14 protein-coding genes are annotated in these 14,776 nt (G+C 39.9%); 13 read left to right on the forward strand and 1 reads right to left on the reverse strand.

Features of this window, described 5'->3' with window-relative positions; all coding sequences use genetic code 11:
- Positions 1 to 21: 21 nt before the first annotated feature.
- The 7 genes from atpE (at position 22) to ABJG98_RS12915 (ending at position 5,248) form a co-directional block, all read left to right on the forward strand.
- The gene (atpE, locus tag ABJG98_RS12885) at positions 22 to 225 is read left to right on the forward strand and encodes an ATP synthase F0 subunit C (protein WP_348279932.1); all 204 of its coding nucleotides are present in this window, start codon (positions 22 to 24) and stop codon (positions 223 to 225) included.
- An 83-nt stretch (positions 226 to 308) separates the two neighbouring features.
- Positions 309 to 803, forward strand: a complete 495-nt coding sequence (atpF, locus tag ABJG98_RS12890; RefSeq protein WP_348279933.1) for a F0F1 ATP synthase subunit B — start codon at positions 309 to 311, stop codon at positions 801 to 803.
- A gap of 2 nt (positions 804 to 805) precedes the next feature.
- On the forward strand, positions 806 to 1,348 hold the full coding sequence (atpH, locus tag ABJG98_RS12895; RefSeq protein WP_348279934.1) for an ATP synthase F1 subunit delta: 543 nt from the start codon (positions 806 to 808) through the stop codon (positions 1,346 to 1,348).
- Positions 1,349 to 1,380: 32 nt separating this feature from the next.
- Positions 1,381 to 2,961, forward strand: a complete 1,581-nt coding sequence (atpA, locus tag ABJG98_RS12900) for a F0F1 ATP synthase subunit alpha (protein ID WP_348279935.1) — start codon at positions 1,381 to 1,383, stop codon at positions 2,959 to 2,961.
- Between the two features lie 9 nt (positions 2,962 to 2,970).
- Positions 2,971 to 3,861: an ATP synthase F1 subunit gamma gene (gene atpG / locus ABJG98_RS12905; RefSeq protein ID WP_348279936.1), complete on the forward strand. Its 891-nt coding sequence runs from the start codon at positions 2,971 to 2,973 to the stop codon at positions 3,859 to 3,861.
- On the forward strand, positions 3,861 to 4,649 hold the full coding sequence (locus ABJG98_RS12910; protein ID WP_348279937.1) for a hypothetical protein: 789 nt from the start codon (positions 3,861 to 3,863) through the stop codon (positions 4,647 to 4,649). The genes atpG and ABJG98_RS12910 overlap by 1 nt, the downstream gene beginning before the upstream one ends.
- On the forward strand, positions 4,640 to 5,248 hold the full coding sequence (locus ABJG98_RS12915; protein ID WP_348279938.1) for a class I SAM-dependent methyltransferase: 609 nt from the start codon (positions 4,640 to 4,642) through the stop codon (positions 5,246 to 5,248). The genes ABJG98_RS12910 and ABJG98_RS12915 overlap by 10 nt, the downstream gene beginning before the upstream one ends.
- On the opposite strand, the gene ABJG98_RS12920 is transcribed toward ABJG98_RS12915, so the two are convergent.
- Positions 5,214 to 7,127: a sensor histidine kinase gene (locus ABJG98_RS12920; protein WP_348279939.1), complete on the reverse strand. Its 1,914-nt coding sequence runs from the start codon at positions 7,125 to 7,127 to the stop codon at positions 5,214 to 5,216. The genes ABJG98_RS12915 and ABJG98_RS12920 overlap by 35 nt on opposite strands.
- Positions 7,128 to 7,199: 72 nt before the next feature.
- Between ABJG98_RS12920 and ABJG98_RS12925 the strand changes: the two genes are divergently transcribed.
- From ABJG98_RS12925 to ABJG98_RS12950, 6 genes are all read left to right on the forward strand, one after another.
- Positions 7,200 to 7,928, forward strand: coding sequence for a response regulator (locus ABJG98_RS12925; RefSeq protein ID WP_348279940.1), 729 nt, complete (start codon positions 7,200 to 7,202; stop codon positions 7,926 to 7,928).
- A 188-nt stretch (positions 7,929 to 8,116) separates the two neighbouring features.
- Positions 8,117 to 9,613: a sodium:solute symporter gene (locus ABJG98_RS12930; protein ID WP_348279941.1), complete on the forward strand. Its 1,497-nt coding sequence runs from the start codon at positions 8,117 to 8,119 to the stop codon at positions 9,611 to 9,613.
- On the forward strand, positions 9,610 to 10,545 hold the full coding sequence (locus ABJG98_RS12935; RefSeq protein ID WP_348279942.1) for an alpha/beta fold hydrolase: 936 nt from the start codon (positions 9,610 to 9,612) through the stop codon (positions 10,543 to 10,545). The genes ABJG98_RS12930 and ABJG98_RS12935 overlap by 4 nt, the downstream gene beginning before the upstream one ends.
- Before the next feature lie 4 nt (positions 10,546 to 10,549).
- Positions 10,550 to 12,985 (forward strand): TonB-dependent receptor, encoded by a 2,436-nt coding sequence (locus tag ABJG98_RS12940; protein ID WP_348279943.1) that lies wholly within the window; start codon positions 10,550 to 10,552, stop codon positions 12,983 to 12,985.
- Positions 12,986 to 13,051: 66 nt separating this feature from the next.
- A complete protein-coding gene (locus tag ABJG98_RS12945) occupies positions 13,052 to 13,780 on the forward strand; it encodes a beta-ketoacyl-ACP reductase (RefSeq protein WP_348279944.1) in 729 nt (242 codons plus the stop codon).
- A 1-nt stretch (position 13,781) separates the two neighbouring features.
- Positions 13,782 to 14,771, forward strand: a complete 990-nt coding sequence (locus ABJG98_RS12950; RefSeq protein ID WP_348279945.1) for a ketoacyl-ACP synthase III — start codon at positions 13,782 to 13,784, stop codon at positions 14,769 to 14,771.
- Positions 14,772 to 14,776 lie beyond the last annotated feature (5 nt).

The raw sequence follows: 14,776 nt of genomic DNA on the forward strand, positions 1-14,776 counted from the left end.
TTAAACTATAAATAATAAATCATGGGAGCAATTGGAGCAGGTATAGCAGTATTGGGAGCAGGTCTTGGTATCGGTTTGATCGGTAAAGGAGCTACTGAAAGTATTGCAAGACAACCAGAAGCAGCTGGTAAAATCCAAACAGCAATGATTATTGCAGCAGCCCTTATTGAGGGTGCGGCTCTTTTCGGCGTTGTAGTTGGACTATTGGCTGGATCAGGAAATTAATCCTTATCAAACTTGGCTATGACCACATTAGGTGGCATGGCCAGGTTTTTAAAAAAGACATTTACTATTAAATATTATATATCGTGGCATTAGTTACCCCCGACATTGGACTGATCATTTGGCAACTGATCATTTTCCTAATAGTACTATTTATCCTACGAGGCTTCGTATGGAGGCCAATCTTAAGTGCGCTTAAGGCACGCGAGCATCAGATTGAAGATTCTCTTAGAGCTGCTGACAATGCAAAAGAAGAGATGGAGCAAATCAAAGCTGACAATGAATACCTCCTTCAAGAGGCACGAATAGAGCGAGATGCTATTCTAAAAGAGGCTAAAGAAGAATCTGTTCATATTATTGATCATGCTAAGGCTGAAACATCAGACATCACTTCTAAGATGATCCAGGATGCAAGAGAAGCTATTGAAGTGGAGAAAAAAGCTGCTTTAACTGAGGTAAAAGATTTGGTTGCTTCATTATCTCTGGAGATAGCAGAAAAAGTTCTTCGAGAGAAACTTTCGGATGATAAGTCTCAGAGAGCTTTGGTTGGCAAGTTTATCAAAGACGTAAAAGTTAATTAAGGATGTCTGTAAGCAGAATAGCGGTTCGATATGCAACACCAATCTTAGAGTTGGCTGAAGACAAGAAAATCCTCGATGCGGTTAAAGCAGACATGGAATCTTTCAAGGCCGTGTGTGAAGAAAGCAAAGATTTCTCGCTAATGCTTAAGAGTCCAATTATACCACACTTGAGAAAAGCTGATATTCTCAAGAAGATTTTCTCAGGTAAAGTGAATGAGCTCACACTTCAGGCTTTTGACATTATCACGAAAAAAAATCGTGAGAGTCTGCTGGAAGATATTGCCGAGGAATTTTTGCATCTGTATAATATCAAGAAAGGATTGGCTGAAGTATCAGTAACGACAAGTATTGAATTGGATGCTGAAATGAAAAAAGCATTCGAGAAACTAGCAAAAGACATTACGGGTAAAGAGCCTCTATTGAAGGAAAAAGTAAATCCTGAGATAGTAGGTGGATATATTCTTAAAGTTGGAGATCGGCAGATTGATGATAGCGTAAGCGGCCAATTGAAAGAACTCAAACTGAAGTTTTCGAAAAATAAATAACACTAAAGCCGACAGGCTAAACAAATAAAATTATGGCACAAGTAAGACCTGATGAGGTTTCAGCAATTTTAAGAGAGCAACTTTCTGGTCATAAAACCGAAGCTGAGCTCGAAGAAGTAGGTACAGTACTGCAAGTAGGTGATGGTGTAGCTAGAATTTACGGACTAGCAAACGCACAAGCTGGAGAGCTTTTGGAGTTTGAAAATGGTCTGAATGCACTAGTACTAAACCTGGAAGAAGATAACGTTGGAGCTGTACTTCTTGGTGATTCAAGTAATGTAAACGAAGGCGATACTGTAAAAAGAACAGGTAAGATCGCTTCGATCAAAGTTGGAGACGGTATGTGCGGTCGAGTAGTTAATACCTTGGGTATCCCTATCGATGGAAAAGGAGAGATCACTGGAGAAACATTCGAAATGCCACTCGAGAGAAAGGCACCAGGAGTAATCTTCAGAGAGCCAGTAAGTGAGCCACTTCAAACGGGTATCACCGCTATTGATTCAATGATTCCTGTAGGAAGAGGTCAAAGAGAATTGGTAATCGGTGATCGCCAAACGGGAAAGACTGCTGTGGTTATTGACACGATCATTAACCAAAAAGAATTTTTCGATAAAGGAGAGCCAGTATTTTGTATTTACGTAGCGATTGGACAGAAAGCATCAACAGTTGCAGGAATAGTGGCACAGCTGGAGAAAGCTGGGGCAATGGAATATACAGTAATCGTTAATGCGTCTGCTTCTGATCCTGCTCCTATGCAATTCTTCGCACCATTTACGGGAGCTGCGATTGGTGAATTTTTTAGGGATACCGGTCGACCTGCTTTGGTTGTTTATGATGACCTTTCTAAGCAAGCAGTTTCGTATCGTGAGGTTTCGCTTCTACTAAGAAGACCTCCGGGACGTGAAGCATACCCAGGAGATGTATTTTACCTTCATTCAAGACTTCTTGAGCGTGCCGCAAAAGTGATCAATGATGATTCTATTGCTAGCCAAATGAATGACCTTCCTCCATCGTTGAAAGGAAAAGTAAAAGGTGGTGGGTCATTGACTGCACTTCCAATTATTGAAACGCAAGCAGGTGACGTATCTGCATATATCCCTACCAACGTAATCTCGATTACTGATGGTCAAATCTTCCTTGAAACCAATTTATTTAACTCGGGTATCAGACCTGCAATTAACGTTGGGATTTCAGTATCTAGAGTAGGAGGTAATGCCCAGATAAAGTCAATGAAGAAAGTAGCAGGTACATTGAAGCTTGATCAAGCCCAATTTCGTGAACTAGAGGCATTTGCCAAATTTGGTTCTGATCTAGATGCAGCTACTCAGCGTACGATTGACAGAGGTAGAAAAAATCAGGAAATATTAAAGCAACCTCAGTTTTCTCCAGTTCCGGTGGAGGAGCAAGTTGCTATCATTTACGCCTCTACGAAAGGATTTCTAGATCCAGTGCCAGTAAACAACGCAAAAGAGTTTCAAGTAGAATTCATAAATACTATGCGAACAACTGGTAAAAGTGCATTGGCCGACTTTAAAGCGGGTAAGTTGAGTGAAGAAGCTGTTGCCAAAACAGAGGAAATCGCTAAAGATATTGCTTCTAGATACAAAAAATAATAAGAACAGATGGCCAATCTTAAAGAAGTAAAAGGTAGGATTCAGTCGGTTGTTTCAACACAACAGATCACTAAAGCCATGAAAATGGTGGCGGCTGCGAAGTTGAGACGTGCCCAGGATCGTATCATTCAAATGAGGCCATATTCTCAGAAGCTTTCTGAAATTATTCAGAATGTATCAGCGGGAGATGCAGACTCTGGTGATAGTCCTTATTCAGAAGAACGTCCTATCGACAAAGTATTGATTGTGGTGGTCTCTTCTGATAGAGGATTGTGCGGAGCTTTCAACAGTAGTGTTTTTAAAATAACAAAAGCACTAATTGCTGAAAAGTACAGTGAATCTGAAGCAACTGGGAATTTGGAAATCTTACCAATAGGGAAGAAAGCCTTCGAGCATTTCTCTAAAAGGAAGTACCAAGTGATAGGTGAATTTTCACACCTGATAGAGAAGCTGAACTTTGCTGATGCTATGGAGGCAGCTGAAATGATCATGGCAAACTTTATCGATGGGAAATATGATCGAGTGGATATCGTTTATAACGAGTTCAAGAATGTGGCTACACAAATTGTAAATAAAGAGCAATTCCTACCGATTCAGGAAATAGAAGTTGAAGAAAGTGAAGAGAATTTTGGAGGTGTGGATTACATCTACGAGCCTTCAAAAGAATTCATCTTTGAGGAACTAGTTCCAAAGTCTTTAAAAATTCAGTTTTACAAAACATTGTTAGAATCTAATGCATCAGAGCACGGAGCAAGAATGACAGCAATGGATAAAGCGACTGAAAATGCTGATGAGCTTCTCAAAGAACTAAGATTGACTTACAACCGTACGCGTCAGGCTGCCATTACTAAGGAAATCCTTGAGATTGTTGGCGGAGCTGAGGCATTGGCTCAATCGTAATGATTGGCCGAGCATATCGGTTTGCTCAAATCTTATCCCTAGATATTGTAATCGGAGTAGTAATACTGCTCCGATTTTTTTGTGCCCAATTTCAGGTCAATCCAGGTTGGGAAGTGTACGTGCTTTTAGCCGCCACAGTCTGGCTTATTTACACTGCGGATCATTTGCGAGATGCAGAAAATTCAGCATCCTCCACTCGCGAGCGCTATGTTTTTCATAGAACGCATCGAAAAACACTGATAATTGTTTTTGTCCTGTTATTAATCGGAATCACTCCACTAATTTTCTTTATTCCGGTAGTTATTTTTCTCGGTGGTTTAGCTCTCGCCATTTTTTCCTTTATCTATTTATTGGTTCAGCAAAGATTATCCAGATGGCTATCTAAGGAGTTATACGTGGCATTAGTTTATTCAATGGGTATTTTAATGGTGCCAATGTTCTTAAGCTGGACATTTCATTTGACTAGTTTTTTGCTTTTATTCTTATTGACATTCGTCAACTTGACGATATTCAGCTGGTATGAAAAAATCGAAGATGAAAAGGATGGATTTCAGTCAATTGCTACCCAAATGAATGCAATCAAACTTGAGAGAATGATGCTATTGTTGATATCAATAGGCCTGGCTTTATCATTCCTTTTAATTGATATTACGCATATCTATTTCTTCATTGGTTTTAGCATTTATGGATTTATGATTCTTTTTTCAGGGTATTTCGGAAGGAATAAGCTGTATCGTGCTGTTGGCGATGGAGTATTTTTAGTACCAATTCTCTTTGAATGGCTGTGAATGATTTTAATTTCATTGCAACTTTTTATGATGAGCTTGCCAAACTGGTTTTTGGCAAGTCTTTGCTAAAAGCTCAATTGGTACACCTTCAGAATATTAGGGATACTGATCATGTGTTGATCATTGGGGGAGGCACGGGGGAGCTTCTTGAACATTTACCACTGTGTGAGTCAATTGACTATGTTGAGAAATCTCGAAAAATGATTCACCAAGCCAAAAATAGACAAGTAAATAGCGCGATCAATTTTATTCAGGAGGACTTCCTACTTTTTAAAACAGATGAAAAATATGATGTGATCATTTGTCCCTTTTTTCTTGATTGTTTCAATAGATACAATCTTCAGAATGCAATTGTAAAATGTAAGAAGTTCATGAAGAACAAAGGTAGATTGGTAATCGTAGATTTCGATAATGAGCGCACAAACCAATTCCTTTCAAAAATTATGCTCTGGTTTTTCAGACTTTCCACCAGGCTGGAGACTCGTAAACTACTTAATATTCGTGGTAGTGTTTTAAGTTCGGGCTTTTGCGAAAAACAAGTCAAAATTTTTAAAAAAGGAATATTTAATGCGGTATATGTTGAGGCAAATAAAAAGTAACGTTGGTTCCTTTATCAGTACTAATTTCAAGTTTTCCTCCATTCTTTTCGATGAAATCTTTACACATTAGCAAGCCAATACCTGACCCTTTTTCTTGCTCTGTTCCAGTACGCGTAAAGCCTTCTTCTTGTTCTAAAATTTGACGAATCATGTCTTTAGTCATACCAATGCCAGTATCAATGATTGATATGCTGGAGCATTTACCTTCATTTTTGGCACTCATTTTAATTCGACCATTCTTAGGAGTAAACTTGATAGCGTTGTGAATTAAGTTCCTCACCACAAATTCAGTCATATCTTTATCCGCCTGGAGTACAATTTCATCAATAGCAGCGTCTATTTCAATACGAATCTTTTTCTGTTCGATCATAAGCGAAAACAACTTAATTGACTTGTCAATTGCCTTTCTTAAATCAACTTTGATAGGATTGAAACTAAGGCTATCCTGCTGCAATTGGGACCACAAGAGTAGATTATCCATTAGTAAGGTTAGATTTTGCAGTGAAAAACGAGTTTTGTCACTAAGCTCTGAAATCTCTTCTGGAGATAGTTTATTGTAATGATTGATGAAAAGGTTAAGGTAAGAATCTACAGTAGTGAGTGGACTTTTGAGCTCGTGAGAAATGATAGAAAATAGTTTGGATTTGAGCTGATTTAGTTCTCTTAATTCACCTTCTGATATTTTTAACTGACGGAGTATGTCTTCTAATTCACTAGTTCTTTCTTTCACCTGAGTTTCCAATTCGTCTTTTTGCTTCTCCGCCAATTTTTTCTTTTCCATTTCCTTTTCCCTCGCTATTTTTTCTTTTTCAATGGTTTCCATCGCTAGCATTTTTCTCGTTCTATTCAATCTGTCAGAGAGCCCCAAAGAAAATAAGACAACCTGCGCAACGGCACCAATTTGAACAATATACCTTGTAAGAAAATTGTCAGATAGGTAGTGTAATTCGCGTAAAATGAAAAGGATACCGCCGATATTAAATAGTGCGAACGCAACTAAAAACCAAAGAGCTGGCTTGTACCCTCGTTTGTAAACAATAATACTTGTTAGCGTGATAGCAGTCATCGTTACTGCACCAAGTAATCCGATGACATAATTGGTTTCAACTAACCAATCCCTTAATTCGAACCAGCTAACCCACCACATGAGTATCGGTAGAAGATACAGAATCAGAATGACCTTAAAGAAGGTATTCCATTTAGGGACATATTGATCAGTGTGGAGATATGTCTTTGTAAATAGTATTCGACTGATGTTGGTCAAGGGAATTATCAAAGCAAAAAAGTATGCATTCCAATACGGTTTCGAAGGCCAGAAATGCTCATACGAAAATCCATAGTAGAAAGCCATATAGAGACCAAAGCCGATAATGGACAATACATACCAGAGATAACTCTGATCTTTTACTGCCATATAGATCATTAAATTATAAAGAGCCATCACTATCAAAATCCCGAAAAATAGACCATGAGTAATCAACCTTTGCCGTTCCTGCATTCGCCAAGAGGCTGATGTAAAATGTGAGATCGGCGAGTTTTCCAATTCGAAAAGCGGATGGTCCCCTCTTAGCTTTATTAACAATAAATCATTTTCTGTTTGTATGATATTCTTATAAGAAAAATAGCTTTTGTTCTTTCCTTGAAGCAGTGTGCCACTCCGATGAACTTTATCTCCATCATAAACAATTATGTGACTCCACCCAGGGATTTCTACAAAACTATTTTCTTCTTCCAGAGCATAACTCGTCCAATACCAATTTTCGCTATTAAACTCGGAAGAGTCAATTCGCTGTTTCAATAGGCTATCCAGGAAAAGTCCTTGTGTATAAGCACTCTTGAAGATGAGAAGAACGAATATGATTATTGCAAGTCTTTTCACATTCAAAGTCAATATTAACCTGCAATATAATCTCGACAGCCTTAGTTGTGAATTTGCGATTACATTTGAAGAATGTCTGAGGGAAAAACTAAGATACTCATCGCTGAGGATGACTTTGTGGTAGCAAAGAACTTAACTATCACACTTGAAGAGCGAGGCTATGAGGTTTTAGGGATCAGTGAATCCGGGGAGGAGCTGCTGCAAGCACTCACCCAACAACCAACTGATATAGTGATTATGGATATCAATCTTGCTGGTCTCATGGACGGCATTGAGGTAACATCCTTAATCAAGAACAAAACCAACACGCCAGTTCTCTATCTGACTTCTGACAGAGATCAAAAGACGCTGGAGCGCGCCAAGCTCACCAATCCGGATGGATATTTGATTAAGCCATTCGACGATGATGAGCTGGTATCGGCAATCGAAATTGCCTTGCATAGACATCATCTGGCTGCAGGAAACCATAAAGAAGACACGGTGGTTAGCGAGTCGCACTTATTCGTGAAAGTGAAAAACAGGCTGGAAAAACTCCAATTTGAAGATGTGAGATACATTGAGGCTAATGATATTTATTCCATCTTGATGACAAAGCAGAGCAACTATATCTTGAGCTATTCACTAAAGACGCTTGAAGAAAAACTTCCAGTGTCAAAATTTATGCGAGTGCACCGTTCATACATTGTTAATGTTGAGCACATTCAGGCCATTGAGGATAACTATATTCAGATTTCGGATAAGAACATCCCCATCGGAAAAACCTATCGAGAGGATCTCATGAAACGACTCTCAATAATATGAATTTCTTAATTTCTGCGGCTTAACGAGAGTTTGTTTTGTTTTTTGCGTAAAAATCCAGCGATTTATTGAGGATTTTCCCTTCACCACGACAAAGGTTCTGTTCACCTTAAAAAAATCTTCTTTCACCTGAGTTCAGTTGCCAAACCCATCGAATAAACAAAAATTGGTAGCTGGATTAAGTGAAAAAAATGGCTTCAGAGAGTTTTGCTGAATATGTTTGGATAGCAGTTATCGCCTACATGGCGCTTATTCTCTTCTTTGTGATTAGAGGTGCTATTCAGACGAAGAACATCTCGGATTACGCTCTAGGCAATATAGCTTTTTCCCCAATTGCAGTAGGACTTGCACTTGCGGCTTCCATGACCAGTGCAGCGACTTTTATTATTAATCCTGGATTTATCGCGTATTATGGAATCAGCGGATTTCTTTCATTTGGACTAGTTCTTTCCATATCAGCACTGGTTTCACTAATCGTAATCACCAAAGGTTTCAGGAAGGTTGGGACTACAGTAAAAGCACTAACCATGGCACAGTGGATTGGAAGTCGATATAAGAATAAAAATTATGCGCTCTTTTTCGGTTTCGTTTCATTGTTACTCATCACATTCATTGTATTGATATGTGTAGGCCTTAGTAAGCTCTTGTCAAAGGCATTAAATGTAGAAGAAATATATGTTCTCATTTCGGCGGTGGTATTTGTGTTTGGATACATGATGTTTGGTGGAGCTAACTCCATGGTGTATACCAATATGATTCAGGCCTCATTGATGATTGTGGTTGCCTTCATTTTGCTCACGTCTGGTTTTGAGCATTTCTCAAATGGCATTGATGGCTTTTTGGCAAAACTGAAAACAATAGACCCAGTATTGACACAAGGGACCAACCCAGCTAGCCCCATGTTTAGGGATTACTTCGAGATAATTTTTTGTCAAATCGTTGTGGGTATTGCCATCGTTTGTCAACCACATATCATAACAAAATCACTCCTACTAAAAAAGGACAATCAGGTAAATACTTACCTGATTGTAGGTGTAATTGTTGAATTCCTTTTCTTCCTCGTAGTTTTTGTAGGTCTGTATGCCAGACTTGAATTTCCTAATCTAACTGTAGACGGCAGCCTGCTCAGCCTCGATGGAGTACTTTCAGCATATGTAGTTAAAAAGTTCACAGCTGGGATTGGAATTATTGTAGTAATGGGATTGATTTCTGCGGGTCTATCTACTTTAGAAGGCTTGATTCAAAGTCTAAGTACAACCATCACGCAGGATGTGATTCAGCCCATTTTTGGTGAGCCTAAAATTCAGCCTGTGATTCTAAATAGACTTACCATAGTGTTTCTTGCGGTGGTATCGTTTTCATTTAGTTGGCAACAGTTGATATCTCCAGATTTAAGTGTAGGAATTTTTGCTCAGAATGGTGTTTACGCCTATTTCTCTGCAGCTTTTGTTCCCGTCCTTTTTGGGACGTTTTTAAAGCAGGTGCCCGTACATATTCCATTTATAAGTTCAATCTCGGCCATTGTTATTCACTTTTCAGTGTACTATGGAAGGCTCACTCCTTATATGCAAGAAGAGGTGAGAAATCCAGCTATCGCATCGACGCTTGCTATTTTAGGATCCTTGGTTTTAGGCCTGATATTGTATGCGTATGCTAAGTCAAGAAGAGAAAAAGTATTGATCGCATGAAAATCAGCCTGATCACTTTATCGATCCTATGTTTAGCGCAGTTCACTATTGCTCAAAAAGATGAATTCATGCCAGACTATAAATATGCAGTTAAAAAAGAAACCATCTTCGATAAAATACAAATTGCCTATGTGGATGAAGGGCCTGAAGATGCACCCGTTATTGTCATGGTACACGGTCTGGGTGGTTACATCAAAAACTGGTATCCATCTATCGATGGGTTAAGCGATACATATCGATGCATAGCGCTGGATCTACCCGGATACGGCCAGTCTACTTTGAGAGATTTTGATGAGGAAGATTATATGGACTTTTTTGCTCGCTCGCTCGACGCGTTTGTAAAAAAACTGGATCTGGATAATGTAATTCTGATGGGACATTCCATGGGCGGACAGGTCAGTATAGTGGCTGCACTAAAAAGCCCACGATGGCTGAGCCAATTGATATTAGCTGCTCCGGCAGGATTTGAAACATTTTCCGAGGAAGAGGCCACAACGCTGAAGCAATTCTCAAGTGCCACAGTTTTAATGAGTCACACAGAAGATCAAATACGTGCTGCTTACAAGTTCAACTTTGTGAATATGCCACCGCTGGCTGAGGAAATGATTCAGGACCGGATCAATGCCAAAGAAGCTTCATGGTTTAAAGAATATACCAAAGTAAGAGAAAAGGGAGTCAAAGGAATGCTATCGCATCCAGTCTTTGATGATTTGAATCAAATTAAGGTTCCAACCTATGTACTTTTTGGTGAAAGTGATTTTTTGATTCCAAATAGATACCTACATGCGCGAATGACCACACAGAATGTGGCTGAGGTGGGAAATAAAATACCTAATGTGAAAATTAAAATGATTGAAGCCGCCGGACACATGTTACAAATGGATAATCCGGCGTGCTTCAATCGAGCTGTTAAACAAATGCTAACAAACTAAAGTTATGAAAAACCTGTACTTAACCCTCGTTTTAACGCTGCTTTCTGTGAGCATATTTGCTCAACGGGGAAGCATTACCGGTACTGTCACCGACAGTGAGACCGGCGAAGCACTCATTGGAGCTAATGTGGTCATCAAAGGGACTACAACTGGCGATGTTACTGACCCAAGTGGGAAGTTTGAAATCAAAGGGCTGGCAAACGGCACGTACGTGGTGGTTGCAAGTTTTGTAGGCTTTCAGGCTACTGAACAATCAGTATCCGTTAGCGGATCAGCTGTAACAATCGATTTTCAACTGGAAGAAGGAACCGTATTCGGTGAAGAGGTTGTGATTTCAGGTAGCCGACAGCCTGAAAAGATTACAGAAACACCTGCAACGATCGAAATCATCTCAAGCAGAGACTTGCAACAATGGGGTTCATTTAACACAGGTGAGTTACTATCAAGATTAAAAGGAGTAGATTATATCCGCTCAGGTGTGGTTGGAACTGGTATTAATGTTCGCGGTTTCAATAGCAACTTCAACGCAAAAAATACACAGGTGACCGATGGTCGATTCTCTAGTTTGGTAGCTACTGGACTCCCGTTTGGTCCATTGAGCCCTCAGATTAAGGAAGACATTGATCGTGTAGAAGTAATCCTTGGACCAAACTCGGCACTGTATGGGCCCAATGCTCACAATGGATTAGTGAATATCATAACCAAGGACCCGAGAGCTTCTGAAGGAACAACTGTTGCACTTGGTGTCGGAAACCAAAGTGTTTTTACCAGTCGTTTACGTCACGCTCAGATTTTAAATGACAAGCTAGCTTTCAAATTGAATTTTGAATACACCCGAGGTGACGAGTTCCAGTTTGCAGATTCTGTATATATAGACAGAGATGGAAACCCTGGTAAGGAAGGATACGAAGAACTTGACCTGGATAATGGTTTTGAATTCATCAAAGGAGGATTGGGTATGTACTACTCGCTCAACGATGACTCTGATCTGATCTTCTCATATGATGCGAGCAACAGTACGTACCTATCTCCAACGAATGTTGGACGAAACGAGATTGTCGATTGGAAAATTCAAACATTCCATATGAGATACGTATCGCCAAGAATTTTTGCTCAAGCATACCTAAGCTTAAGCGACACCCGTGATACACATTCATTGGATGATCGAACAAAGGCGTATTATGCTGCCAGAGATGGAGGAGCTACCCATGATCAAGCTTTTTCAACGTCATTGGACGGTGGGGCAAGATTTATCGATGACTCCAAACGATGGAACGGAGAAGTTCAGTACAATAACAACTGGGGGGCGTTCAACCTTGTAACAGGAGTTCAGTATCAAAAGGATTTTGCAAACTCTCACGGTACTTACTTACTGGATGAAAATGAAGATGATTTTATCACTGTAAGCCAAATTGGCTGGTACGGTCAGGGACAATACAGCTTTGGCTCAGGATTTAAAGCAACAGCTGCCCTTAGAGCAGATAACCATGAGGTGTATGGGTTTAACCTTGTGCCTAAACTAGGCTTGACCAAGACGATAGCAAGTGGGACATTCCGAGCGACTTACGGTCAGGGAGTAGCAGCTCCTACCATTCTTAACATGTATGGAGATCTGTTTGGTGGATTGATCCTTGGAAACGCTGAAGGATTCACTTTAGCTGACGGGTCAGAAGTGGAAAAACAAACCATTGAAAAGCTTCAGACTTACGAGATTGGCTACAAAGGAAACATTGGATCCAAAAAACTTTATGCAGATGTTAATGCCTACTATAATATTTCTGAGAATTTCTTGAGCCCTGTAACAGTGGTTGGGGTAACAACACATAGAGGAGATACTCCAATTGAAGATGTTCAGTCGGCTTACGGAGTCTATGGTGGATTAGTTGCTACCTATATCAACTTTGGTAAATTCGATACTTATGGTTTTGATGTTGGGTTGAATTATCTGGTAAATTCAAACATTACCTTGGATTTCAATTATTCGTATTTTGATTATCCGATAGATGAAAATGATTTGGAGAATGATTTTAACGGTGATGGAACAGTAAATAAGCTTGACCTTCTTGTAAATGCACCTAAGAACAAGGCAAGTTTTGGATTCAACTACAATAAAGATAGAATCTTTGGAAATGTATTTTTTCGATGGGTAGAAGAATACGATTATTTCTCCAGCTTCCAGATTGCTGCTGAAACTCAGGATCTTACATACAGAGGTACGCCGATTGTAGAAGATGCTCGAGGTACAGACTCTTATAACTATGGTCCATTAGCGGGTTTTGTGAATGTTGATTTAGGCCTAGGCTATCGAATAACAGATACATTAACAGGATCAGTAGCTGTGACCAATTTATTTGATACCGAGTATCGTGAGTTTACTGCCTCACCATTCATTGGAAGACTTTACAGCATAGAATTAAAACTAGACCTTCCAGGAAAATAAGTAGTAGAGTTGTGCAAAAACAAAGGCCGGTAGCTTTTTGCTATCGGCCTTTAAATACTGAGATAAATGAAAAGACTTGAAAATAGAGTAGCCATCGTTACTGGTGGATCAAATGGTATTGGGAAAGCCACTTGTCAAAAAATTACCGCTGAAGGTGCTAAAGTGATTATTTGGGACCTGAATGAAGAGGCGGGTAATACGTTGGCCAGCGAGATTAATGGGGAGTTTTATACAGTGAATACCGCAGATTATGAAGCTGTAGGTAGGGCCACAGAAGCTGTCATTGAAAAGCATGGGAAAATTGATATCCTTATTAACAATGCAGGAATTACAAGAGATGCCACACTGAAAAAAATGACTCCAGAGCAGTGGCAGCAGGTCATTGACGTAAACCTTACGGGGGTTTTCAATTGTGGCCAACACATTCAAGCACACATGACTGAAGCAGGATATGGCCGAATAATAAATACGTCATCTGTTGTTGGTATTTATGGAAATTTTGGTCAATCCAACTATGTGGCCACCAAGGCTGGCGTTATTGGGTTGACAAAGGTGTGGGCCAGAGAGCTTGGCAGAAAAGGGATAACTGCGAATGCCGTAGCGCCAGGGTTTATTGCCACCGATATGGTCATGGCTATGCCGGACAATGTCATTGACATGATGAAATCAAAAGTACCAACCGGAACCTTGGGCAAGCCGGAAGACATAGCCAATGCTTACTGCTTTTTATCGTCGGAAGAAGCCGGTTACATCAATGGAGCAACTATTAGTGTGGACGGCGGAATGACTGTATAATATGAGAAACGCCAGGATCATTTCAACTGGGATGTATGTTCCCAAAAACATTATCCCCAATACCTATTTTGATGAAATTTTAGGAGAAAATGTTTCAGAATGGCTGGAAGCCAATGTGCATATTCGAAACCGCCGATGGTGCGATGAGAATGAGTCAACAGCCGATCTCTGTATCGAGGCTGCTAAAGTGAATTTGGAGCGTGCAGGATTAAAACCAGAAGATATTGATTTATTGATCGTATGCACGGACACCCCTGAATACATTTCTCCTTCTACCGCTTCTAAGGTTCAGTACAAAATGGGCATGACCAATGCCGGAACTTTTGACCTTAACTCTGCCTGCGCAGGGTTTGTCATTGGACTGGATACAGCGGTCAAGTATATTAAAGCAGACGACAACTACAATAAAGTAATGGTCATCGGAGCATACGCGATGAGCAAGTATCTGAATAAGCTCGATAAGAAAACATGCAATCTGTTTGCTGATGGAGCAGGAGCGATAATATTGTCATCAACAGAAGATTCAGAAGCCGGCTATCTGGCAAGCGAACTGAGAACCAAAGGAGAATACTGTGACTGGATGGGCATTTATGCAGGAGGTACTTTTCAACCTGTGACTCGAGAGGTGGTCGAAAATAATGATCACCTTCTAAAATTTGTCAAACGATTTCCAAGTGAATTGAATCCTGAAGTATGGTCTGATATGGCTCTTGAGCTAGCAAAAAGATCCGGAACAAAAGTGGAGGCCGTGGATCAATTCATGTTCACCCAGATCAATATTAATAGTATTTGGGCCACTCTTGATAAACTGGGACTGAAGAAAGATAAGGCACACACGGTAATGCACGAATATGGCTATACCGGATCAGCTTGTATTCCGATGGCGTTGGATGAAGCTGTCCAACTTGAGAAAGTGAAAAAAGGAGATTTGATCTATTTCATTGGTTCCGGTGGTGGATTAGCATTTGCCAGTGCGGCATTTAGATTTTAAGTGTA

The organism is Ekhidna sp. (assembly GCF_039960695.1).
In the GTDB taxonomy this organism is placed as follows: domain Bacteria; phylum Bacteroidota; class Bacteroidia; order Cytophagales; family Cyclobacteriaceae; genus Ekhidna.

What these genes read in the sequence shown, in the direction of transcription:
- atpE (WP_348279932.1), top strand. Translation starts at nt 22, where the DNA reads ATGGGAGCAATTGGAGCAGGTATAGCAGTATTGGGAGCAGGTCTTGGT.
- atpH (WP_348279934.1), top strand. Translation starts at nt 806, where the DNA reads ATGTCTGTAAGCAGAATAGCGGTTCGATATGCAACACCAATCTTAGAG.
- atpA (WP_348279935.1), top strand. Translation starts at nt 1,381, where the DNA reads ATGGCACAAGTAAGACCTGATGAGGTTTCAGCAATTTTAAGAGAGCAA.
- atpG (WP_348279936.1), top strand. Translation starts at nt 2,971, where the DNA reads ATGGCCAATCTTAAAGAAGTAAAAGGTAGGATTCAGTCGGTTGTTTCA.
- ABJG98_RS12910 (WP_348279937.1), top strand. Translation starts at nt 3,861, where the DNA reads ATGATTGGCCGAGCATATCGGTTTGCTCAAATCTTATCCCTAGATATT.
- ABJG98_RS12915 (WP_348279938.1), top strand. Translation starts at nt 4,640, where the DNA reads ATGGCTGTGAATGATTTTAATTTCATTGCAACTTTTTATGATGAGCTT.
- ABJG98_RS12925 (WP_348279940.1), top strand. Translation starts at nt 7,200, where the DNA reads ATGTCTGAGGGAAAAACTAAGATACTCATCGCTGAGGATGACTTTGTG.
- ABJG98_RS12930 (WP_348279941.1), top strand. Translation starts at nt 8,117, where the DNA reads ATGGCTTCAGAGAGTTTTGCTGAATATGTTTGGATAGCAGTTATCGCC.
- ABJG98_RS12935 (WP_348279942.1), top strand. Translation starts at nt 9,610, where the DNA reads ATGAAAATCAGCCTGATCACTTTATCGATCCTATGTTTAGCGCAGTTC.
- ABJG98_RS12940 (WP_348279943.1), top strand. Translation starts at nt 10,550, where the DNA reads ATGAAAAACCTGTACTTAACCCTCGTTTTAACGCTGCTTTCTGTGAGC.
- ABJG98_RS12945 (WP_348279944.1), top strand. Translation starts at nt 13,052, where the DNA reads ATGAAAAGACTTGAAAATAGAGTAGCCATCGTTACTGGTGGATCAAAT.
- ABJG98_RS12950 (WP_348279945.1), top strand. Translation starts at nt 13,782, where the DNA reads ATGAGAAACGCCAGGATCATTTCAACTGGGATGTATGTTCCCAAAAAC.